The following is a 22,771-nucleotide window of genomic DNA, read 5'->3' as shown; positions in this document are numbered from 1 at the left end:
CTTATTAGTACAAAAATGCCAGTACTTATGGGTGCTGGCATTTTTGATTTATTTTTAAAGAATAATTGTAAACACGGCTTTCGTGAAATCGCTACTGTCATTCGCTTTATTCGCTGGAATTACCCTCATTAGCTGCCATAATACTACGTCAACGGACCCGTCGGCGTCGGCATCTGGGCCGCCGTTATTTACACTACTTTCTCCCGATTCTACCGGCGTTTTATTCAGTAATAACCTGCTGGAAGGCCTCAATACCAACGTATTGATGTACGAGTATTTCTACAATGGGGGAGGAGTAGCTATTGGCGATATCAATAATGACGGACTTGAGGATCTATACTTTACGTCCAACATGACGCCCAATCAGCTATACCTTAATAAGGGCAACATGCATTTCGTCGACGTAACGGATAAGGCGGGCGTAGCGGGTCGAGAAGGGCCTTGGAAAACCGGCGTGACCATGGCCGATGTCAATGGCGACGGTCGATTGGATTTATACGTCTCTCATTCGGGAACGATACGTCCCGAGAACCGTACTCCGGAGCTGTTTATCAACGATGGCCCCGATGCAAACGGAATTCCTCATTTTACGGACAAAACAGCCGAATTTGGTCTCAATCAACCCCGACAAAGTACGCAGGGCGTCTTCTTCGACTACGACCGTGACGGCGATCTGGATCTGTTTCAACTAAATCATAACCCGCGGCTGTTACCTATTTTAGAGCCCGGAGCAACGGCTTCGTTAATGAAAGAATCGAATGCAGAAATTGGCGTTCGGCTGTATAAAAACACCAATAATCACTTTGAAGACGTAACGGAGAAAAGTGGCCTGAGCAGCTCGGCGTTAACGTATGGCCTCGGTGCGGGCGTATCTGATGTAAATGGCGATGGCTGGCCAGACCTTTACGTGTCGAATGATTACGGTGTGCCTGATTACCTATACGTTAATGACCAGAAAGGGCATTTTCGCGACATGCTCAAAATGAGCGTGGGACATACCTCTAACTTCTCGATGGGAAATGCCGTCGCCGACGTAAACAACGACGCTCAGCCTGACATCCTGACCTTGGATATGCTGCCCGAAGACAATCGGCGACAAAAACTCCTGCTGGCGCCTGATAATTATGATAAATATGCGCTCGCTGTGCAGTCTGGATTTTATCACCAGAACATGCGGAATATGCTGCATATCAGCAACGGCAACAGTACCAAACGTAGCGATGGACTCAGTGTGCCAACGTATAGCGAAGTGGGTCAACTGGCAGGAATTTCGAATACCGACTGGAGTTGGTCTCCGCTTCTGGCCGACTATGACAACGACGGCTGGAAAGACCTCTACGTAACGAACGGCTACGTGCGCGATTACACGAACATGGATTTTCTGAAATTCATGAACGACTTTATGCACAATCGGCCAACCAATCCAACTCGCGAGGACGTATTGTCGCTGGTGCACAAAATGCCGGCATCGAACGTAGCGAATTACGCTTTCCGCAACCGGATGGGCGATACGTCGGCATCGGGTAACGAAGTTACGTTTATGAACAGCGGTGCTGCCTGGGGCCTTACTCAAACCTCTAACAGCACCGGAGCCGCCTACGCCGACCTCGACAATGACGGCGATCTTGATTTGGTTGTCAACAATACCAATCAGCCCGCTTTTATTTTTCGAAACGAAGCCAATAAAGAGCTCAAACACCATTATCTGAACATCAAACTGGAAGGCAATAAACCTAACACACAGGGCATTGGGGCTAGGGTAACCATCTATCGTTCAGGCAGACAGCAGTACGTTGAACAAATGCCGACGCAGGGTTATCAATCGAACGTATCACAACGATTGCATTTCGGGTTAGGGAGCAATTCCGACATTGATACGCTACGTATCGTTTGGCCCACCGGCAAGCAGCAGGTGTTGAACAACGTAAAAGCCGATCAATTAGTAACGCTGAAAGAATCGGAGGCATCCGCTACGTATCGCGCGCCAGCTGCCACGACCTCTGTTTTTCAGGAAGTGAAATCACCGATTGCTTTTTCTGATCCGAGTACTTCGTTAAACGATTTTAAACGGCAGCCGCTACTGATTAATGCTCAGTCATTTAACGGACCTTGTATGGCTAAGGCGGACGTTAATGGCGATGGCCGGGAGGATGTTTTTGTGGGTGGAAGTGGCGGTCAGGCTGCGGGGTTGTTTATTCAGCAGGCGTCGGGCCAATTTGCCAGACTGCCCCAACCCGCTTTCGAGACTGATAAAGCCAGCAACAATGCCGATGCCATCTTTGTCGATGTTAATGCCGATAATAAACCCGATTTATACGTGTGTAGTGGCGGTTACGGTGATTTGCAGTTGAACGACCCTCGCTTACAGGATCGTCTTTACCTGAACGATGGAAAAGGGAAGTTTATCCGTAGTCCGTCGGCACTTCCCGCGATTTTGACAAGTACAGGCTGCGTGCGCGCAACAGATGTCAATGGCGATGGTAAACCCGATCTATTTGTCGGTGGTCGCGTGGTGCCGGGTCGCTACCCCGAAACGCCCAAAAGTTACCTGCTCGTCAATGACGGTACCGGTCGATTTACGGATCAGACGGCAACGTTGGCTCCTTTGTTATCGACCCTCGGTATGGTGACTGATGCCGCCTGGGTTGATTTAAATGCCGATAAAAAGCCTGAATTAGTTGTCGTTGGGGAATGGATGCCCGTTACGGTACTGAGTTGGACAGGTAAGCAATTGACTGACCAAACGAAAAATTATTTCACAAAAGAGTATCGGGGCTGGTGGAACAAATTGCTTGTCGATGATGTAAACGGCGATGGTCGGCCTGATTTGGTGATTGGCAATCAGGGGTTGAATACACAGTGCCGCGCCAGCGATTCGGAACCCGCCGAGCTGGTATACAAAGACTTCGACAACAATGGGAAAATTGACCCGATTCTTTGTCTGTACGTGCAGGGCAAAAGCTATCCCCATGCCACCCGCGATGAACTGCTCGATCAAGTTGGAATGCTACGTTCTCGGTTCACCGATTATGACAAATATTCCAATGCTACGTTAACCGACGTGTTCAAAGAAGAGGAGTTGAAGGATGCGCAGCGGTTAACAGCCACTCAGTTACAGACAACGTTGTTCGTCAGTACGTCCGACGGGAAATTTGTGGAAAAGCCACTTCCAGTGGCTGCGCAAATGTCTCCAGTTTTTACAGTTACAACTCTAGATTATAATAAAGACGGCCACAAAGACTTGCTGCTTTGTGGTAATACACTCCAGGCACGGCTACGTTTCGGCCGGGCTGATGCCAATTACGGCCTGCTGCTACGTGGTGACGGTAAAGGTAATTTTAGGGCTATTCCTCAGGCACAATCGGGCTTCCAGCTCACGGGCGATGTGCGATCGGCACTGCCTGTTGGGCAATCAATTCTTTTCGGAATTAATCAGCAGGCGGTACGAGCGTATCAACTTAAATGATAGGTTTGTAATTTGATCTGTCAGATTTAAGTGGTTGTTGTCACAGTGATACGTCTATTTATCATTCTCGCGTTGTGTTTGTTTAGTTGGAGTAGCTTCGGCCAAACGAGTCCTAAAAAGATTAAAATTATACTACTCGGTACGTTTCATTTTAATCAAAGTCTGGATAGTTCGAGTCGATTACATTCGTATTTATTTACGGAAAAACGTCAAAAAGAAATTGATGAACTAGTCAATAAATTAGTCAAGCAAAAGCCGGATAAAATATTCCTGGAATTCACGCAAAAAAATCAATCCTTTTACGATAGTGTTTATCAAGAATATTTACGTGGTAAGCTGCCGCAGAAACGAAATCTTCTTGCCAATGAAATTGTGCAGTTAGGCATGAAAACGGCTAAAAAGCTGGGTTATAAAAAAATAATTGGTATTAACTACCAACCGGAGGAGTTGTTAACTTCAACATATCATCCTAAGAATCCTGTAGATAAAGCAGTTAGAGATTTATACGTTGCTTTAGATAAGTTCAACGATACCACCCGGACAAACGCTGCTTTTTATGATTTACCTTATTCTGCTACGTTACCTAAACAGGATTCGCTCCTGCAAAAATCAACGTTGTCGCAATTTTTATTATTCCTGAATTCTCCTGAAAAATTAAAGCGAGACGAATACACCAACTGGAATTATTTATTCAGTATTGGTACTGAAAATGATATGAGTGCGACTGATTATGTTGGTACGTTCTGGTATGGTACAAATCTTCGAAATTTCAATAATATACTTCGGCAGGTGGACTATACAAATGACAACTGTTATTTGGTAATTTATGGATCGTCGCATATCCCATTTTTAACGTATCTGGCTAAGATGCATCCCTATTTTGACGTAGTGAATCTGGACGACGTATTGAAATAAGAGAAATGTTCAGTTAATGCTACCTTGCTAAACTGATCAGGCAAGTAAAAATCATATTGCGAATAAGATAATTTACTTTCCGTACTTTTGGGGCATGGAAGTAGACTACATGGATGTAGAAGTGCCTGCAATGGAAATTCTGAAGAGCGACCGGCTTGTTCACCTGAAATACGATATTCGCGGCCCGATTTACGAGAAATCGCTTGAACTGGAGAGTCAGGGCTATAAAATTATTAGCCTCAATATTGGCAATCCCGCTACGTTCGGCTTCGACGCGCCCGACGAGATTGTTCACGACATCATCCTGAACATACGTAACGCGCAGGGGTATTCTGACTCGCGGGGGCTTTTTGCTGCCCGCAAAGCGGTGATGCACCATACGCAAAATATTGGTTTGCCGGGTATTACCATTAATGATATTTACATCGGCAACGGCGTTAGCGAACTGATCATGCTGTCAATGCAGGCGTTGCTGAATGAAGGTGATGAAGTGTTGGTTCCTTCCCCCGACTACCCGCTCTGGACGGCTTCTGTGGCCTTTTGTGGCGGCAAACCTAATCACTACGTCTGCGACGAAGCTTCCGACTGGAATCCCGATTTAGCCGACATTGAGCGGAAAATTACGCCCAAGACGCGTGCCATTGTGGTGATCAATCCAAACAATCCAACGGGCGCTGTATACAATAAAGAGGTACTGGAGGGCATTGCCCGAATTGCGGAGCGGCATAAACTCATTGTGTTTTCAGATGAAATTTATGACCGAATTCTGTATGACGAAGCGGTTCACTATCCTATTTCCAAAATGATTAACGATACGCTCTGCATTACGATGGGCGGATTGTCGAAAAACTACCGTGCAGCTGGTTTTCGGGGTGGATGGATGATTTTAAGTGGAGCACGTCACCGGGCGAAATCGTACATTGAAGGTTTGACCTTGCTCGCCAGTATGCGCCTTTGCGCCAACGTACCGACGCAGTATGCTATTCAAACGGCGCTTGGTGGTTATCAAAGTATCAATGACTTAGTGATGCCAGCTGGCCGTTTGCACCGGCAAATCATGCTGGCCTATGAGCGGATGACGGCGATTCCGGGAGTAACCTGCGTGAAACCGAAAGGGGCTCTGTACATCTTTCCCAAAATTGACCTGTCGCAGTTTAACCTGGCCGATGACGATGACTTTGTCCTGAATCTGCTGACCGAGCAGAAAGTACTGGTCGTATCGGGCAACGGTTTTAACTACACCCACGATGACCACTTCCGAATTGTTTGCCTTCCGAATGTTGACGAAATGACGGTTGCTATGGACCGAATTGAGAACTTCCTGGAAAGTCGTCGTCGGTAAAGAGCAAATTCAAGGGGCGAAAGATTGAATGAGTGGAAGAGCGAAAACTGGCGCCAGTTTTCGCTCTTTTATTGTCGAACGAATTTTGTAAACATATCGTTATATCGTTCCGCTCTAAAGAAAAACGGTTCTGAATCATACAGAATGCCATTTTTTTATTAATTAGGGCGGATGTTTTATGTATGACGAAGTGAGTACGTTTCGCGCCCACTGCCTTTTTTGCTATCTAAATGGAAGAAACTAAAGAAAATGTTCATCGCTCTGAAGCGCAGAGCACCGAACGCATTGCCCACGATTTACCCAAGCGCGACGAGTTACTCCTAACACCCGACGAACAACGTATTAAAGAAGCATTTCAGGACCGAGATTGGAATGAAATCAAAACAGCCGATTCCTGGGTCATCTTTAAAGTGATGGCGGAGTTTGTCGAAGGGTTTGATAAACTGGCAAAAATTGGCCCTTGCGTATCCATATTTGGCTCGGCACGTACCAAGCCTGAACACCCTTATTATAAAATGACCGAAGAAATAGCGGCCAAATTAGTACGGCACGGCTACGGGGTTATTACTGGTGGTGGACCTGGAATCATGGAGGCCGGTAACAAAGGGGCCTTTGAACAGGGAGGAAAATCAGTTGGTTTGAATATTAAATTGCCGTTTGAGCAACATAGTAACATCTATATTGATCCGGATAAAAGCATCAACTTCGATTTCTTTTTTGTCCGGAAAGTAATGTTTGTCAAATATGCACAGGGGTTTGTGGTGATGCCCGGTGGCATGGGAACGCTCGACGAATTGTTTGAAGCTTTGACCTTGATTCAGACCCGGAAAATTGCCCGTTTCCCGATTGTACTTGTTGGTCGGTCGTTTTGGCAGGGTCTGGTTGACTGGATTACTAAAGAAGTGCTGGAAGAACAGCATAATATTAATCCGGAAGACATGAAACTCATCAGCATCGTCGATACGCCAACAGAAGCCTTAAAAGTTATTGATGATTTCTATTCGCGTTATATGCTCAAACCGAATTTTTGATACGTAGCATGTCAATAAAAATGCCCAACCGTAAATCAGTTGGGCATTTTTATTGACATGCTATTACAATTTCAGAACGTAACGGGCACCTCTACTAACGTAGTGTCCCAGGCGATCATCATAACGGATTCGTTGACGTTGTCGCCCGCTTTTTTGAATTGTATAGACAGATTTTCAACAGGTTCTTCTGTTTTTTTGACGGGTACGTTTACACGTAATACATCCAGATCCTGTTTGTAGCTATAAGCGCCCCATTGATCTAAATCTGTGCTGAAAATGAGTGTCCATTCGGTTTCGTTTGGGATGGCGTAAAACGAGTAAACACCCGCTTTTATCTTTTTGCCCTGAATAGTAGCGTCGGTAAAGAACTTTATTTCTGTCGCTTCGTTAGCCCCGACCCGCCATACTTTACCATAGGGGATTAGTTTGCCGAAAATTTCCCGATCCTTTTTAGCCGGGCGGCTGTACGTAACACGAGCATAGACTTTATCGCCAACCTTAGCAGGAGCAAATTTCCGGTCGTGGGCGAAATCATCGGGATAGTATGCCATGTCCATCGGGCTCTTATCCAGTCCTCTTAACTTCTGAGCTTCAGCCGATAACGTAACACTGATAAACAGATAAACTAGAACGTAGCAAAGTCTCATGTTTCTTTAGGTTTTAGGTGAAGGGAACAATAAAAAATCACGGCCAGCAATACATGCTAGCCGTAAAAATCTCTACTGAAATGGTAGATACATTAGAAAGGTGTTTCCTGATTCGGGTCAGCATTGCCAAAATTCGACATGCCATTATCTAAATTCGACCGGTCATTGGCTTTGCTTTTGAATACGTTCCCTCCCGGTGGTGCGTCGAAACTGCTCAAACCATTCACATCAGGAGCAAAACCCTGTGTCTGAACCGGCTCGAAATACGAATCGAGGTCGCAGAATTTTGTAAACTTATTGATGAACCGAAGCTGTATGGTGTCTAGCGAGCCACTTCGGTTTTTAGCTATGATTACTTCGCCAATCCCCTGGGTCGAATTGCCTTGCTCATCCTGTGTAATATTGTAATACTCAGGGCGGTATAGGAAGCAAACCATGTCGGCGTCCTGCTCGATGGATCCCGATTCCCGAAGGTCAGAAAGCTGCGGTTTCTTGTCACCGCCCCGGGTTTCAACGGCCCGGCTCAACTGCGAAAGAGCAATAACCGGAACGTTCAACTCTTTTGCCAGATTCTTAAGCGCCCGCGAAATCGACGCAATTTCCTGTTCGCGGTTACCACCCGCCCGTCCAGACGTATCGCCCGACATTAGCTGGAGGTAGTCAATTACGACCATTTGAATGTCGTGCTGCGCCTTCAGACGGCGGCATTTTGCCCGCAGTTCAAGAATGGAAAGGGCAGGAGTATCGTCAATAAAAATAGGCGCTTCGGTTAGTCGCTGAATTTTGTGGTGCAACTGCGTCCACTCGTGCGGAGCTAACGTACCTTTCCGGATTTTTTCGGAATCAATTTCCGCTTCTGCCGAAATCAGACGATTCACCAACTGCACCGACGACATCTCCAGTGAGAAAATAGCAACGGGCTTTCCGTGATCAACGGCCGCGTTACGTAACGCGCTGACTACGAACGCGGTTTTACCCATGGCTGGCCTGGCTGCCAGGATAATCAATTCGGTAGGCTGCCAGCCCGACGTAACGCGGTCGAGGTTAGTGAATCCCGACGGTACACCCGTTAGCCCTTCCTGATTCTTTTTGGTTTCGAGTTCGTTGAGCGCCATCCTGACGATGGTACTCATGTCGGCGTAATTCTTCTTGATGTTCGATTCCGAAATCTTGAAGAGCGACTGCTCGGTACGATCAAGGAGTTCGAATACGTCGGTGGTATCTTCGTAGGCGTCGCGCAGAATGGTCGACGACATAGCAATAAGCGCCCGTTTTAGCGCCTGTTCTGATACAACACGTGCGTGGTATTCGATGTTGGCCGCCGAATTGACCCGAAATGTTAGTTCAGATACAAAGCCTCCACCACCAACTATCTCAATCTCGCCGGTTTTGCGAAGCTGCTGCGTAACCGTCAATAAGTCAATGGGGTCGGAATTGCCGAATAGCGTGAGAATGGCGCTGTAAATCCGCTGATGGGCTTCTTTATAAAACGTCTCAGGCTTCAAAATGTCGACGACCATCGACAGGGCGTCTTTTTCAATCATCAACGCGCCCAACACGGCTTCCTCCAAGTCCAGCGCCTGGGGCGGTAATTTGCCGAGGCCCGTATCGAGCCAGTGATTACCGGCCTGTTGGCGACCACCTGCGAAACCGGTTTGTTTTCGAAGGTGCTGGTTTGGGCGTGCGTTGTTCTCCATGATCTTACTGCAAGTTTACGCAATCGCACCCCCATAAGGCAAGCCCACCCGATCCAACGTATAGGCCATCAGACCTCCAGTTTCTACGTAACATTCTGGTAATGTTAGCGCTATCAGTCAGAAAAATTTTTTGATAATTTTTATTGTGAAGCAACGGAGAAAGGATGTACATAGTATGGGTAGATAACAGGAGTCTGTCTGTCAGCAAGATACGTACTTATTCCAAAAATTTGCTCGTTTTATGCTAAAATAAAGTAGCTTATAGAGAATTCCAGCAACGGAATAATTTTTTTGCAAAACGCGTTGTAGAAGTAAGGAAATCGCTTATTTTTCGGAATCTCCAACTAAATCTATTTATCATTTGGTCGAAAAAGTAATCACCCTTGACAATGTCTCGCTCATCGACTTTCTGGGTGTAGAGAATCTTACTATTAAGGAAGTGGCCGCTGCCTTTCCGATGAGCAAAATTATCTCGCGCGGCAACGAAATTCGGATCAAAGGTACGACGCCCGAAATCAGCCGTATTAGCGATATACTGGATTCGCTGATTGAACATTATCAGAAATACGGGAAAATAACCCAGGAAAACGTCCAAACCTACATCAGCCATAGCGGGCAACCCGTCAATGGTGGTCTGGCGCCCCCTACACCGCCCGACGATGATGAAGTGCTGGTTTATGGAAACCGGGGCGTAGTGGTTCGGGCAAAAACCGATAATCAGAAACGACTGGTTGAAGCCGCTGAGAAACATGATCTCGTCTTCGCCGTTGGGCCAGCCGGCACAGGTAAAACGTATACTGCTGTTGCCATTGCGGTACGGGCGCTGAAAAACAAAGAGGTTAAGAAAATCATCATTACGCGTCCTGCCGTTGAAGCTGGTGAAAATTTAGGCTTTCTGCCGGGCGATCTGAAAGAGAAGATCGACCCATATCTCCGCCCAATTTATGACGCGCTCGACGACATGATTCCGGCCGAGAAATTGAAGTTCTATACCGAAAACCGGATTATTGAAATTGCGCCGTTGGCTTACATGCGCGGACGAACGCTCAATAATGCGTTTATTCTGCTTGATGAAGCTCAGAATACGACCACGATGCAGATGAAAATGTTTCTGACTCGTATGGGCCCTACGTCGAAGGCGATCATTACCGGCGACCGTTCGCAGATTGATTTGCCTAATCGACAAAAATCGGGGTTGATTGAGTCGGTCGATATTTTGAAGAATATTAAAGGAATTGCATTTGTCGAACTCGATGGCCGCGATGTGGTCCGTCACCGGCTCGTTCGTGAAATTATTAATGCGTATGATAAAGCGGGGCAACAATAGCCTAACTAACTGGAAACGAACCGGCTGGCTGGCCGGTTCGTTTCTGTGTTTACTCACCTCAGTAACATGGGGACAGTCAATTCCTAAGAATTCACTCGAAGAAGAGCTGCCTAACCGATGTGCTACAGCGGTTCGAGAGCAATTTCTGCAAAGACAGAATCCTAATCGACTTCGGCTGTTGAATAAGCTGAATCGGCAGCTTCAGGAAATGGAGGATAACCCTTCGCTACGTCAGCAGGCTACCGACACTATTTACCGGATTCCGGTTGTCGTACACGTAGTACACAGCAATGCGTCGGGTACGATTGGCGGATCGAATAATGTGAATATTTCGGACGAGCAAATCCGTTCGCAGATTCAGGTATTGAACGAAGATTATCGGAGAAAAGAGGGCACAAATGGATACAATACCAGCCCGATTGGTGCTGATGCCGGCATCGAATTTTTTCTGGCTACAACTGACCCAAGCGGACAGGCATCTACGGGAATTACCCGTCATTATTACCAGCAAAAATCGTCATTTGACGTATTTCAGGACGCCGAATTGTTATCGCAAATTGCCTACTGGCCCAGCGATCGGTATTTAAACATCTGGGTAACCTCAGTACAGAGTTATCTGGGTTATACACAGTTTCCAGTAGCCGCTGATACGTTAAAAGGACTGCTTGACCCTCAGTCGGCAAGTGAACGTACCGATGGATCCATTATCGATTACCGTTATTTTGGCAAGCAAACGGGTACAGTGACGAGTTCGTTATATGCATTAGGACGTACCGCTACGCACGAAATCGGCCATTGGCTGGGTCTATACCACGTAAATGGCGATGGTGCCTGCGCCGACGACTATGTAGCCGACACGACGCCAACCGATAACCTGAATCAGACACGCTTCTGCAACGATATTTTTTCTGTTTGTTCGGGCCAGCGTTTACGTGCCCCTATTGAAAATTACCTGATGTATTCGCCGGATGCCTGTATGAATATGTTTACGGCGGGTCAGGTAGCTCGCATGCGTCGGGTACTTATGTTGAGCCCGGCCAGAGCCAGGCTGATTAAATCGGTTGCCGCACCTTTGCCAGAAACCGAGACATTGACCATCAACGTTTATCCGAATCCATCCAACGCTGATCCAACCGTTGATGTGCAATTGAAAGGTTATCAGTCATTTATTGTCGATTTGTTCGACATGACAGGAAGGCAGCTTCGGTCTTCTGCGTATGCTAACTCTCCCAGCACGCGCGTGGCGTTATCTATCAACGGATTGAGTAAAGGTGTGTATATTGTCCGTGTAAAAACAGATAACGAAGTAGTTAGTAAACGTCTGCTGGTACCATAAGTTTGATTCACGCTACGTTACTGAATTGATTTATTGTAAGCAGACGGACGAATTCCGCGTTACATTGCTTTCTGTTTGTACGTCTAAGCAATTAAGGGTTGCTAAACGGAAATTATTTATGATTGAAGTCTCCCAAATTTCAAATCCCGCCGATCTGGAACATGCCTTTGCCATTCGCCGACAGGTGTTTGTGGAGGAACAGCATGTTTCAGCCAGGGAAGAGTACGACGAGTTTGAAGAAAGTAGTCGCCATTTTCTGGCTAGTTCCGATGGAAAGCCTTGTGGCACAGCCCGCTGGCGTCGTACGTCAGAAGGTGTTAAGTTAGAACGTTTTGCTGTTTTGCCCGATTGCCGGGGAAAAGGTGTCGGCAAGGCGCTGGTGCGTGCCGTTCTTGATGATGTGTTCAGCCAGCAGCCCGAACCCATCGAACGTATTTATTTGCACGCCCAGGTTTCGGCTATGCCGCTTTATACCAGTTTCGGATTTGTTTCGGTTGGGCCGATGTTCGAAGAGGCTAATATTCAGCATTATAAAATGGTGTTGCCCGGTTCGGCCTACACGACAGAATGAAGGGCCTTCCGTTCGTTCGATACGTAATGGCACTCATGCTGGGCATTGTCTTGTACGATCAATTGCCCCATGTTTATCAGTTACCGCTTATTGCTTTTTTCGTCGGGGCTGGATTATTATTTCTGGGATTAACGCGAAATAAGGGAAAAGTCATAAAACCCATTCGGATTGAATCGGGTGTGGGCGCAATGTTACTGTTGCTCGCGATAGGATGGAGCATTACCTGGCAATGTACGGCGAGCAACCGCTCGGATAACATCGTCCATCTGACCGACACGCTACGTGCCTACGAAGGCGTAGTGGCCGCTCAACCAGAAGCCCGCGCCAAAACATTTCGCGTCGAGCTGGAGCTTTATCGGGGAAAGTGGAGTGAGTCGAGCCAGTCCGAACGTAGTGAAGCTTCTCATTGGCAGCCGCTTAGCGGACGTGTCATTGTGTATCTGGATAAAGCTGATCAGCCGATGCCGCGTTATGGCGAAGTTTGGCTAGTAGCCAGTGCACCGCGCCCAATTGACCCTCCACTGAATCCGGGTGAATTTAACTACAAACGATACCTCAGCTACCGAAATATTTATCATCAGCAATACTTACGTCCGTTTCAACGGAAGGTTTTACGAGTTGAACCGCCAAACCGAATCACTCAGCTTGCTACGTTTGTAAATCGTTGGGCCGATGATACGTTCATTAAACAGATAGGTTCCCGGCCTGAGTTTGGTATTGTGAACGCCATGATTCTGGGCGTTCGTGACGATTTGGATACCGAACTTTACCGGGCGTATTCGGCGGCCGGGGCTGTGCACATCCTCTCCGTCTCAGGGCTACACGTTGGTATTCTGTTCAACGTATTGACAATTTTGCTCGGTTTTCTGGCTAAAAATCGACGTAGTAAGCTATTAATGGCAGGTATTCAATTGGCGATTTTGTGGTTCTATGCCCTCGTTACGGGTTTTTCACCGCCAGTGTTACGTTCGGCTGCGATGTTTACCCTGCTTATTGTAGCCAGAGCACTCGGGCGCCCACAACAATTGTTGAATACGTTGGGCGCGTCGACGTTTTTCATTCTTTGTTTCGATCCGTACGCTCTGTTTTCTGCTGGTTTTCAGTTGTCGTGCCTGGCTGTGGGCGGTATTGTGGCCTGGGAAGCGTCGCTGTATCAATCCATTACGTTTCAGTCTAAGTGGTTCGATAAACTCTGGAAGTTAACAGCGGTTGCGCTGGTGGCTCAGTTGATTACGTTCCCACTTGGTGTTTTTTACTTCCACCAATTTCCAACTTATTTTCTACTAGCCAATCCGGCGGTCATGTTGATTTCAGGGATCTTGCTCCCGTTGGCGATGGCTACATTAGGACTGAGTTGGGTGCCCTATGTCAATAATTGTCTGGGATGGCTTTTACAAAAAGTGGCCTGGTTGCTCAACTACGTAGTAATGCAAACAGGTAATATTCCAGGCGCTACGTGGGATGGATTATGGTTATCGCCAGTGGCTATGGTATTGATCTATGTCTTTATTCTGAGCGCCATTGCATTGGTAATGACACGTAGCAAGTCGTACGTTTGGGCAACTTGTCTCACTGCTATTTTGCTGGCTGGCGTGAATATATGGAATGAATATCAGCAAACGTATCAGCGAAAACTAGCTGTTCATTTTCTACCCCACCGAACCGCCGTTAGCTTAACCGACGGTCACAAAAGTTTGCTACTAACCGATCTCGACAGTACCGATACGCGCTCTTTCGATTTCTACCTGAAGAATACATTCGGGCAATGGGGTATTTCTGACTTAACCAGGGCTGATGTCAGGAATGCTTTGTTGCCGAGTGTCTCTGCCTATTACCGCACAGACGAATACGCGTTGTGGGTTTGGAAAGGAAAAACGTTGTTGATAGTCAACAAATTTAGTGCGTCCGAGTGGCACCTGCCCGCCGTAGTCGATTACCTCATCATCCGCCGTAACGCGCTACGTAACTGGAATCAGTTGAATGGACGGGTTGTTGCCCGTCAGATTATCTTCGACGATTCTAATAAAACACCCTTGACAGACAAGTTGTTAGCCGAAGCAAAGGAAAATAGCATTGCCTGTTATTCAGTCCGGCAGATGGGTGCGTATGTGACTGAACTGGAGTAGTGCTACGTTAATTAACTTACAATTTCATGACCGGATTTGGTCGGGTGAAGGGTGGTTGCAGCAGAAGATGGAACGAGTTTTCGTCGCCAAGGTTAACGGCCCGGCGTAGGTCATTTTCGGCTTGGGGAAGCTGCCGGAGTTGGATACGTGCTAAAGCCCGCCAGCGATAGGCGTCTGGTTTTTCGTCGCGAAAATGCCAGACAGCTTTATCAAATTCGCGAAATGCCTGCTGATTGTCAGCAGTATTGTAAAAAGCGATTCCCCGATCCAGATAGCAGTCTGCTAATGTATTATCGCGACTGATAGCTTCTGTGAGGTCGTAAATCGCGGAATAATAATTCTCCTGAATAAGCTGACATTTTCCTCGATACGCATAAGCGATGGCTGACTTTGGGTACTGCCGAACAGCGTCGTTAAAATACTGATAAGCCTCTTCAGTTTTTCGATGATTTACCAAATCAACCCCTTTTTGAAATCGCTTCCGATCTTTATCGGCCATTGTATCGTGATCTACCCAGAAATACCGGATAGTCATGTAGATCCCGAACAATAGACTTAACAGAATAACTTCCATAAGTAGATCAGGTTGTCTTTTTGCGAATTTACAATGTTTTAGGCTATGCTGCCAACGTAATGGCCTTAATTTAACGTAGCCTGTACCGCTTTAGGCAAACTTTTTCGAACCAGTTCATACGAGTGATCAATCCACTCCTGAACGTCGCTGCTACGTACCCGTCCATCCACTGTTACAGTATTCCAATGCGTTTTATTCATGTGAAAACCGGGAGCCACCGCGCTATGTTCGTCCCGTAACTGAACGGCTAGTTCGGGGTCGCATTTTAGATTGATGGTTGTTGGGCGGCTCTCGGTCGATAGTAGGGCGAACATCTTGCCACCGACTTTAAACACTAGCGCATCCCCGCCAAACGGAAACGATTCCGTTGTGTGCGGCTTGGAGAGGCAGTACTCGCGCAGGGTTTCTACATTCATCGGCCGCAATGACGAACAGTGTAGACAATTATTGCCAGCAGAAACATGAGTATAGATATCCGGTTGATACCGTGCATCATACGTAAGTTTACGCTGGTCGGCTGATTAGGATCAGGCTTTTTGAACACCCGAATGAAATAGGCAAAAACAGGCCCGATTTTGAGGTAATCAATGAATTTGTTCACGTGAGGCTAATAAAATGAATAATGAACAACGTAAAATGGAAATGAAACGACCCACTTAGATAACAACCATACGCAATAAAACATTACGCTGGATGGTCATTAATCATCAAACATTTTTCATTATTCATTTGTAAGAGAGGGTTCAATCCAGCGGTCATCTTCGCGGATAAGTTCGATGAGTTCATCTACTGCCAGCTCGGCAGGAACCGATTTCTTGATGACCTGTTGACCACGGTAAAGCGCAATTTTATCGCGCCCAATCCCAACGTAACCATAGTCAGCATCGGCCATCTCGCCGGGGCCATTCACGATACAACCCATAATGCCGATTTTGACACCCTTCAGGTGGTCGGTACGTTGGCGAATATGCGCTGTTGTTTCCTGTAAATCGAACAAAGTACGACCGCAGGATGGGCAGGAAATGTACTCCGTTTTGGTGATACGTGTCCGGGCAGCTTGTAAAATGCCAAAAGCCAGATTGTTTAGCGGTTTGAGCGCATCAACACCCACCGACGAAAGCATAATTCCATCACCCAGACCGTCAATCAGTAAGCCACCTACATCCGTTGCTGCATACAACGGTACGTCTTCGGTTGGTACGTCGGTATAGCTACGTTGAACAACGATTGGTGCGGTGATTCCCTGATTTATCATTTCGACAAAAAGGCGACGTAATTCAGGCATAGCATGGGCATTGGTGGTGGTTATCAGCAGCACAACCGTCTGGTCGTTACGTAGCGTTTGGAGTAATTCACCCGATAGATCGGCCAGCGACAGACGTACTACGTTCAGACGTTGGTGCAACAGCGTCTGCGCCGTTTGAGCGTCCAGATACGTAGCGGCCGTGAGTAGGGGGTACGTATTAATCTTATCAGAAACCGACTGCCAGGCGCTATAATCCAGAATCTGTTTCAGGCCATTGGGTAGCATAAACGACGCCGGATGCGAACCCGTGTAGATATAATCGGCACCAAGGTCATTCATGCGCCACTTGTCGGGCTCGGGCAGGTAAAAATGACCGATTGGTTTTAAATCCTCGTGTTCGCTGACGGCAATCTGACTGTAATCGGCAATAACGCGCGGTACGTTCTGTCCACCAAAATTGGCTACTTCGTGCGTTGTCCGGCGAACGTACTGAAATGGATTGATGGGATAATGCGTAACGGCAGGAATGGGCTGACTTTCAGCTGCTCGATTCGTGTACCGCTCGATAAGTGCTTGGGCAACTGGAGCTTCCCGTTCGGGTTCTTCGGTGAGTGATACGCGGACAGTATCGCCGATGCCATCTTCGAGCAACGTACCAATACCCAGCGCCGACTTGATACGTCCGTCTTCGGCTTCGCCTGCTTCTGTAACGCCGAGGTGAAGCGGGTACGGTTTCAGCCCTTCTTCATCCAATCGTTGGACTAGCAGTCGGTACGCCTGAACCATCACCTGCGGATTGCTCGACTTCATCGAAAGGACGATATTAAAGTAGTTTTCATCCTCGCAGATACGTAAGAACTCCAAGGCTGATTCGACCATACCAACGGGCGTATCGCCGTAGCGACTCAGAATCCGGTCGGAGAGGGAGCCGTGATTGGTGCCGATGCGCATGGCCGTTCCGTATTCTTTACAGATACGTACCAGTGGCAGAAACTTGGCCCGAATCCGCTCTAGTTCTGCCTCGTAGGCAGCATCGGTATAATCGATGAATTCGAAGCGTTTTCGGTCGGCGTAGTTGCCCGGATTGATACGTACCTTCTCTACAATTCGAGCGGCCAGTTCGGCGGCATTCGGCGTGAAGTGAATGTCGGCCACCAACGGCGTCGTGTAGCCCCGTGCCCGTAAGCCTTTACGAATATTCTCCAGATTTTGGGCCTCTTTTACGCTGGGCGCAGTAATTCGAATGTATTCGCATCCCGCTTCAATCATTCGAATAGACTGTTCAATCGAACCCTCCGTATCCATCGTATCGACAGTAGTCATCGACTGCACACGAATTGGATAATCAGAGCCTAATGGTACGTCGCCAATAGTTACCGGAATAGTTTTTCGGCGAACGTACTGCGTCAGTGAAGGTGTATAAAGAATAGAGGAATCAGCGCGTCCCGACGTAGCGGTTTCGGTAGACAACGTAGGGGTTAGAATCGAATCGGACATACAGGTATCGGCATCGCCGTTTGACCAGACAAAGGTACGGAAAAACACGCGGTTCAGTTTCGTATCCACTATCTGAAGAACATTCGCGTAAATAGTTATGTTCGTCTGTGAAGCACTAATTTACAGCTATATAGTAGACAAAGAGCGTAATGAATTAAGTTGTTTTTAAGAAACAAAAATCGGGTTGAGCGGTTGAATAACTATGTAGGCCGATCCCGATTGTACTAAAATGGAAAGGCTTTATACGAAATACAACCAATCAACTAATACGCTACGTTATGAAAACGAAATTGATGAGCGCCTTTGCACTCGCTCTTTTTATAAGTGTGGGGGCTTATGCGCAGGACTCAACTGCTGCGATGAGCAAGCAGGAAAGAAAAGAGATGCGCAAGCAGGAAAAAGCTGAACGAAAAGCCCGTATGAAAGAAGATCTGAAAAATACGGGTCGGGCAATAGGAGAAACTGCTAATGAAGCCGGTCAGGGTATTAAAGGGAAAGCCAAAGTTGCCGGAGAAGCAGTTGATAGCGCTGCTACCAAAACTGGACGAGCTGTAAATAAAGGTTTAGATAAAGCGGAGAACGCCATCGTCACTGAGGGTGATAAACTAAAAGCGAAACGCGATTCGGTACGTGCTGAAAAAGCCCGACGCGATTCGTTGTAAACAACACTGATAAACAACGTAACATCCCGAACGTAGTGAATCTCACTACGTTCGGGATGTTGTTTTTTATGCGTCAGGAAAGTTTTGCGCCCACTTTAGGATACTTACCGCGCCAGTGTTTCCAGCGTTTGTGCGACCACAACCAGTCGGACGGGTGTTTTCGGATGGTTTCTTCGAGTAGATCGCGGTATCGTTCCAGAATAGCACCTTCTGGCAGATTGTCGTAAGGTGGTTCGCCAATACGAGTGAACGTAACAACGTAATGCCCGCGTCGAACGCGTGCTAATTCTACATAAAATACAGGTAGACTGCGGCTTCGGGCGAGTCGCTCGGTACCGGGGTAAAAAGGCGTATCACGGTGTAAGAAATCGGTCCAATAGGCCTGTTCCGGTACGTCGGGAACCTGATCGGCGACGAGGGCAATGATACGTGCTACGTTCTTCTGAGCAGCCATCCGGCGTGGAAGTTGATTCATAGGCACAGGCACCGCACCAAAACTCGAACGTACCGTTCGCATCATTTCCTCAAAAAAAGGATTGTTCAACGTTTTGTAAACGCTATCGGCTGGCATGCCGTGCAGAACCGAAGCCGATGGTATCCACTCCCAGTTGCTCTGGTGCGAAGCCATACCAATTACCGTATGGCCTTTATCTAACTCTTCTTTCACCATATGATCATTGGGAAACTGGACACGCTGCCGTAAATCATCAGGTGACATAGCTGGCATCTTGATCGTCTCAACCAGTAAATCGGTCAAATTTCTATAGAAGTCTCTGGCTATCTGACGAATATCAGTTGATGACTTTTCAGGGAATGACTGACGTAGGTTATCAAGTACTACATGGCGTCGGTAACGGATAATGTAAAGCAGTAAAAAGTACAAAAAGTCGGAGAGACCGTAGAGGAACCAGAGGGGTAAGCGGGAGAGCAGGCGAAAAAACAACATGCAATGGGCTGATAGCGGGCTAACAAACGAGAATCGCCGTTTTGTTGCAGCACGACTAAAAAATTAAAAATTTGTAATTTCAGTTGGTGGTATTGATTTTTTGCTTTAATTGTGAACGGATACGCATGCTTTTATTGGAAAAGTACCAGTTACCGTCGCAGTCAACTAATTTACTAATCGAATTACATTATTTACCCTGTCTTGATTACATAACGGGGCTGATGCGATTCGATCAGGTTTGGATTGAGGCTCAGGAGCACTACCAGAAGCAAAGTTACCGAAATCGCTGCTATGTTCTGACAGCAAATAAAGTGGAGTCCCTTGCCGTACCCGTACAAAAGGGCACTCACCACCTACCGGTTCGCAGTCTTCGGATTGACAATGACCAGTCCTGGCAGCTACAGCACTGGCGATGTTTACAGGCCGCCTACGGGAAAGCGCCGTTTTTCGACTACTACGCGCCCGATCTGGAACGTGTTTGTCAGAAAAGATGGACGTTCCTGTTTGACATAAATTACGAACTGCTGACAATTTGTCTGAAATTTCTACGGTATACGCCTACCCTGAACCTGACAGATTGCTATGAAAAAGAAACCTCAACCGGCATTTTTGACGCTCGATCGAGGTTAAATCCACGGCAGCGGGCCGAATCGTATATATTCCATCGGTCCGCACCTTATCAGCAGAACTTTGGCGTTGAATTTGTACCGAATCTTAGTATTATAGACCTGATATTTTGCCAGGGGCCAGCCGCGCTGGATGTGCTGAAAGCAGGGCTTCAGGAATGAACAAATCTGTAAAACTCTTCGTTAGGCCAGTAAGCAAGCTTACCTATAGGAGACCCTAAATCGAATGGAAGCAAAATTCTCAAACCGCGTTAAGGAAGTTATCTCGCTGAGCCGGGAAGAAGCCTTGCGCTTAGGCCACGACTACATCGGCACGGAACATCTGCTGCTGGGTATGATACGTGAGGGTGAGGGTGTGGCAGTCGGGTTGCTAAAGAAACTCGGCATCTCGCTCGACGAACTCCGGGTGACCATTGAACAGGCCACGAAAGGAACCGCAACCAACAACGTGAAAAACTTAGCAAATATTCCCCTGACCCGTCAGTCGGAAAAGACGCTGAAAATCACGTATCTGGAAGCTAAAATTTTCAAAAGCCCGCTAATCGGTACGGAGCACCTTCTACTATCGATTCTGCGTGATGAGGACAATGTCGCCACGCAGATTCTCAATAAGTTTAATGTTAATTACGAAGTCATTAAGGAGATGCTGGAATATCAATCCTCAGGGAGCCGTCCGGTGATGGGTCCTGAAACCGACGATGACGACAACGATCGGGGGATGTTCGGTGGTAGCAGCTCCAGTTCGGGGAAAGACCCCAAAGGCTCGGAGAAATCCCGGACGCCCGTACTCGACAATTTTGGTCGCGATCTGACCAAGTTGGCCGAAGTCGGTAAACTGGATCCCATCGTTGGTCGTGAAAAAGAAATCGAACGTGTCGCTCAGATTTTGAGTCGCCGTAAGAAAAACAACCCGATTCTGATTGGTGAGCCCGGCGTTGGTAAAACCGCCATTGCTGAAGGTCTTGCCCTACGTATCGTTCAGAAGAAAGTATCGCGTGTCTTGTTCGGCAAGCGCGTCGTTACCCTTGATCTGGCGTCGCTGGTAGCGGGTACCAAATACCGGGGTCAGTTCGAAGAGCGGATGAAAGCCGTTATGAACGAGCTGGAAAAATCGCCGGAAGTTATCCTCTTTATCGATGAGTTGCATACCATCGTTGGCGCAGGTGGTGCGTCGGGTTCGCTCGATGCCTCGAACATGTTCAAACCGGCTTTAGCGCGGGGAGACATTCAATGTATCGGTGCTACTACGTTAGACGAATACCGTCAGTATATTGAGAAAGATGGCGCATTAGCCCGTCGTTTCCAGATGGTTATGGTCGATGCTACGTCGATTGACGAAACCATCGAAATCCTGAACAACATCAAGGATAAATACGAGGATCACCACCACGTTAACTATACCAAAGAGGCCATTGAGGCTGCGGTGAAGTTGTCGGAGCGGTATATCTCGGACCGGTTCCTGCCGGATAAAGCGATCGACGTATTGGACGAAGTGGGCGCCCGCGTACACATCTCGAACATTACGGTTCCTGAAGATATTCTGAAACTGGAAGAACAGATTGAGAATATCAAGAAAGAGAAAAATCAGGTTGTCAAGAGCCAGAAGTACGAAGAAGCAGCCCAACTTCGTGACAAGGAAAAACGCCTGATCGACCAACTCGACCGCGCTAAACAAGCTTGGGAAGAAGATACCAAGAAACGTCGCTACACGGTTAACGAAGACAACGTAGCGGAAGTAGTTGCGATGATGACGGGTATCCCGGTTACGAGCGTATCGAACGATGAGGGCAAGAAACTCGTCAACATGGGCGAAGAGCTGAAAGGTCGCGTTATCGGTCAGCAATCGGCTATTGATAAGCTAGTTAAAGCCATTCAACGTACCCGCGTTGGTCTGAAAGATCCGAAGAAACCAATTGGTTCGTTCATCTTCCTCGGTCCTACGGGTGTCGGTAAAACGGAGCTGGCAAAAGTACTTGCTACGTATCTCTTTGATAAAGACGATGCACTGGTACGTATCGATATGTCGGAGTACATGGAGAAATTCAGCGTTAGCCGTCTGGTCGGCGCTCCTCCGGGCTACGTTGGTTACGAAGAAGGCGGTCAGTTGACCGAGAAAATTCGTCGTAAACCTTATAGCGTAGTATTGCTAGACGAGATCGAAAAAGCGCACCCGGATGTGTTCAACATTCTGCTGCAAGTGCTCGACGATGGTATCTTGACGGACGGCTTAGGTCGTCGGGTTGATTTCCGAAATACGATCATCATCATGACCTCAAACATCGGGGTACGTGACCTGAAAGATTTCGGTGCCGGCATCGGTTTCGCCACCAAGCGCTCGGCTGAGTCGCAGGACGAACTGATGAAGAGCACGATTCAAAGTGCGCTTCGGAAAGCGTTCTCACCAGAATTCCTGAACCGTCTGGACGATGTGATTGTGTTTAACTCGCTGCAACGTGAGGACATTCACAAAATCATCGACTTAATGCTGGGCAAATTGCTGGGCCGTGTAACGAATCTGGGTTATGCCGTTGAACTGACTGAAAAAGCGAAAGACTTCCTGTCGGAGAAAGGTTATGATCCTCAGTACGGTGCTCGTCCGCTGAGCCGCGCTATCCAGCGTTACCTCGAAGACCCCGTTGCCGAAGAAATCCTGAAAGGAGAACTCAAAGACGGCGATGTAATAATGGCTGATTACAGTGGCGAAGGTGAAAACCTGACCATCTCGGTGAAAAAGCCAGAAGCCGTAGTAGAATAAGTATTTT

At 47.4% G+C, this 22,771-nt stretch carries 18 protein-coding genes; 11 read left to right on the top strand and 7 right to left on the bottom strand.

The window, feature by feature from the left end; genetic code table 11:
* Positions 1–82 precede the first annotated feature (82 nt).
* From ACYVF1_RS13535 to ACYVF1_RS13520, 4 genes are all read left to right on the top strand, one after another.
* Positions 83–3,466 (top strand): VCBS repeat-containing protein, encoded by a 3,384-nt coding sequence (locus ACYVF1_RS13535; protein WP_461079536.1) that lies wholly within the window; start codon positions 83–85, stop codon positions 3,464–3,466.
* 30 nt (positions 3,467–3,496) lie between these two features.
* The gene (locus ACYVF1_RS13530) at positions 3,497–4,381 is read left to right on the top strand and encodes a DUF5694 domain-containing protein (protein ID WP_461079534.1); all 885 of its coding nucleotides are present in this window, start codon (positions 3,497–3,499) and stop codon (positions 4,379–4,381) included.
* Positions 4,382–4,511: 130 nt separating this feature from the next.
* Positions 4,512–5,723 carry a pyridoxal phosphate-dependent aminotransferase gene (locus tag ACYVF1_RS13525; protein WP_461080750.1) on the top strand — a complete coding sequence of 404 codons (1,212 nt, stop codon included), beginning with the start codon at positions 4,512–4,514 and terminating at the stop codon, positions 5,721–5,723.
* A gap of 230 nt (positions 5,724–5,953) precedes the next feature.
* Positions 5,954–6,754, top strand: a complete 801-nt coding sequence (locus tag ACYVF1_RS13520) for an LOG family protein (RefSeq protein ID WP_461079532.1) — start codon at positions 5,954–5,956, stop codon at positions 6,752–6,754.
* A 71-nt stretch (positions 6,755–6,825) separates the two neighbouring features.
* Here the strand turns inward: ACYVF1_RS13520 and ACYVF1_RS13515 are convergent, their stop codons facing one another.
* Positions 6,826–7,401, bottom strand: coding sequence for a DUF2911 domain-containing protein (locus ACYVF1_RS13515; protein ID WP_461079530.1), 576 nt, complete (start codon positions 7,399–7,401; stop codon positions 6,826–6,828).
* Between the two features lie 92 nt (positions 7,402–7,493).
* Positions 7,494–9,098: a replicative DNA helicase gene (dnaB, locus tag ACYVF1_RS13510; RefSeq protein WP_461079528.1), complete on the bottom strand. Its 1,605-nt coding sequence runs from the start codon at positions 9,096–9,098 to the stop codon at positions 7,494–7,496.
* Positions 9,099–9,459: 361 nt separating this feature from the next.
* Between dnaB and ACYVF1_RS13505 the strand changes: the two genes are divergently transcribed.
* The 4 genes from ACYVF1_RS13505 (at position 9,460) to ACYVF1_RS13490 (ending at position 14,458) form a co-directional block, all read left to right on the top strand.
* A complete protein-coding gene (locus ACYVF1_RS13505) occupies positions 9,460–10,425 on the top strand; it encodes a PhoH family protein (RefSeq protein WP_461079526.1) in 966 nt (321 codons plus the stop codon).
* Positions 10,385–11,761 carry a M43 family zinc metalloprotease gene (locus ACYVF1_RS13500; RefSeq protein ID WP_461079524.1) on the top strand — a complete coding sequence of 459 codons (1,377 nt, stop codon included), beginning with the start codon at positions 10,385–10,387 and terminating at the stop codon, positions 11,759–11,761. Before ACYVF1_RS13505 ends, ACYVF1_RS13500 begins: the two co-directional genes overlap by 41 nt.
* 118 nt (positions 11,762–11,879) lie before the next feature.
* Positions 11,880–12,332 (top strand): GNAT family N-acetyltransferase, encoded by a 453-nt coding sequence (locus ACYVF1_RS13495; protein WP_461079522.1) that lies wholly within the window; start codon positions 11,880–11,882, stop codon positions 12,330–12,332.
* The gene (locus ACYVF1_RS13490; RefSeq protein ID WP_461079520.1) at positions 12,329–14,458 is read left to right on the top strand and encodes a ComEC/Rec2 family competence protein; all 2,130 of its coding nucleotides are present in this window, start codon (positions 12,329–12,331) and stop codon (positions 14,456–14,458) included. Before ACYVF1_RS13495 ends, ACYVF1_RS13490 begins: the two co-directional genes overlap by 4 nt.
* A 16-nt stretch (positions 14,459–14,474) precedes the next feature.
* On the opposite strand, the gene ACYVF1_RS13485 is transcribed toward ACYVF1_RS13490, so the two are convergent.
* The 4 genes from ACYVF1_RS13485 to ispG form a co-directional block, all read right to left on the bottom strand.
* On the bottom strand, positions 14,475–15,032 hold the full coding sequence (locus tag ACYVF1_RS13485; protein ID WP_461079518.1) for a tetratricopeptide repeat protein: 558 nt from the start codon (positions 15,030–15,032) through the stop codon (positions 14,475–14,477).
* A 65-nt stretch (positions 15,033–15,097) separates the two neighbouring features.
* On the bottom strand, positions 15,098–15,448 hold the full coding sequence (locus ACYVF1_RS13480; RefSeq protein WP_461079516.1) for an MmcQ/YjbR family DNA-binding protein: 351 nt from the start codon (positions 15,446–15,448) through the stop codon (positions 15,098–15,100).
* Entirely contained in the window at positions 15,445–15,633 is a 189-nt protein-coding gene (locus tag ACYVF1_RS13475) for a DUF6728 family protein (protein WP_461079514.1), read from the bottom strand. Before ACYVF1_RS13475 ends, ACYVF1_RS13480 begins: the two co-directional genes overlap by 4 nt.
* Positions 15,634–15,753: 120 nt before the next feature.
* On the bottom strand, positions 15,754–17,775 hold the full coding sequence (gene ispG, locus ACYVF1_RS13470; RefSeq protein WP_461080748.1) for a (E)-4-hydroxy-3-methylbut-2-enyl-diphosphate synthase: 2,022 nt from the start codon (positions 17,773–17,775) through the stop codon (positions 15,754–15,756).
* A gap of 278 nt (positions 17,776–18,053) precedes the next feature.
* Here ispG and ACYVF1_RS13465 point away from each other — a divergent pair, with 278 nt between their 5' ends.
* Entirely contained in the window at positions 18,054–18,437 is a 384-nt protein-coding gene (locus tag ACYVF1_RS13465) for a hypothetical protein (RefSeq protein WP_461079512.1), read from the top strand.
* 73 nt (positions 18,438–18,510) lie between these two features.
* Here ACYVF1_RS13465 and ACYVF1_RS13460 read toward each other — a convergent pair whose 3' ends face one another.
* Positions 18,511–19,383, bottom strand: a complete 873-nt coding sequence (locus tag ACYVF1_RS13460; RefSeq protein ID WP_461079510.1) for a lysophospholipid acyltransferase family protein — start codon at positions 19,381–19,383, stop codon at positions 18,511–18,513.
* 221 nt (positions 19,384–19,604) lie between these two features.
* Between ACYVF1_RS13460 and ACYVF1_RS13455 the strand changes: the two genes are divergently transcribed.
* Together ACYVF1_RS13455 and ACYVF1_RS13450 are read left to right on the top strand one after the other, a co-directional pair.
* Positions 19,605–20,171 (top strand): WbqC family protein, encoded by a 567-nt coding sequence (locus ACYVF1_RS13455; protein ID WP_461079508.1) that lies wholly within the window; start codon positions 19,605–19,607, stop codon positions 20,169–20,171.
* Between the two features lie 64 nt (positions 20,172–20,235).
* Positions 20,236–22,764 (top strand): ATP-dependent Clp protease ATP-binding subunit, encoded by a 2,529-nt coding sequence (locus ACYVF1_RS13450; protein WP_461079506.1) that lies wholly within the window; start codon positions 20,236–20,238, stop codon positions 22,762–22,764.
* Positions 22,765–22,771 lie beyond the last annotated feature (7 nt).

Source organism: Spirosoma flavus (genome assembly GCF_054778555.1).
Note: the sequence above shows the minus strand (reverse complement) of the source record. Positions and strands in the feature narration are given on the sequence as shown.

Excerpts from the sequence above, each read along its gene's own strand:
- ACYVF1_RS13525 (WP_461080750.1), top strand. The coding sequence starts at position 4,512 with ATGGAAATTCTGAAGAGCGACCGGCTTGTTCACCTGAAATACGATATT.
- ACYVF1_RS13520 (WP_461079532.1), top strand. The coding sequence starts at position 5,954 with ATGGAAGAAACTAAAGAAAATGTTCATCGCTCTGAAGCGCAGAGCACC.
- ACYVF1_RS13515 (WP_461079530.1), bottom strand. The coding sequence starts at position 7,401 with ATGAGACTTTGCTACGTTCTAGTTTATCTGTTTATCAGTGTTACGTTA.
- dnaB (WP_461079528.1), bottom strand. The coding sequence starts at position 9,098 with ATGGAGAACAACGCACGCCCAAACCAGCACCTTCGAAAACAAACCGGT.
- ACYVF1_RS13495 (WP_461079522.1), top strand. The coding sequence starts at position 11,880 with ATGATTGAAGTCTCCCAAATTTCAAATCCCGCCGATCTGGAACATGCC.
- ACYVF1_RS13490 (WP_461079520.1), top strand. The coding sequence starts at position 12,329 with ATGAAGGGCCTTCCGTTCGTTCGATACGTAATGGCACTCATGCTGGGC.
- ACYVF1_RS13485 (WP_461079518.1), bottom strand. The coding sequence starts at position 15,032 with ATGGAAGTTATTCTGTTAAGTCTATTGTTCGGGATCTACATGACTATC.
- ACYVF1_RS13480 (WP_461079516.1), bottom strand. The coding sequence starts at position 15,448 with ATGAATGTAGAAACCCTGCGCGAGTACTGCCTCTCCAAGCCGCACACA.
- ispG (WP_461080748.1), bottom strand. The coding sequence starts at position 17,775 with ATGTCCGATTCGATTCTAACCCCTACGTTGTCTACCGAAACCGCTACG.
- ACYVF1_RS13465 (WP_461079512.1), top strand. The coding sequence starts at position 18,054 with ATGAAAACGAAATTGATGAGCGCCTTTGCACTCGCTCTTTTTATAAGT.
- ACYVF1_RS13460 (WP_461079510.1), bottom strand. The coding sequence starts at position 19,383 with ATGTTGTTTTTTCGCCTGCTCTCCCGCTTACCCCTCTGGTTCCTCTAC.
- ACYVF1_RS13455 (WP_461079508.1), top strand. The coding sequence starts at position 19,605 with ATGCGATTCGATCAGGTTTGGATTGAGGCTCAGGAGCACTACCAGAAG.
- ACYVF1_RS13450 (WP_461079506.1), top strand. The coding sequence starts at position 20,236 with ATGGAAGCAAAATTCTCAAACCGCGTTAAGGAAGTTATCTCGCTGAGC.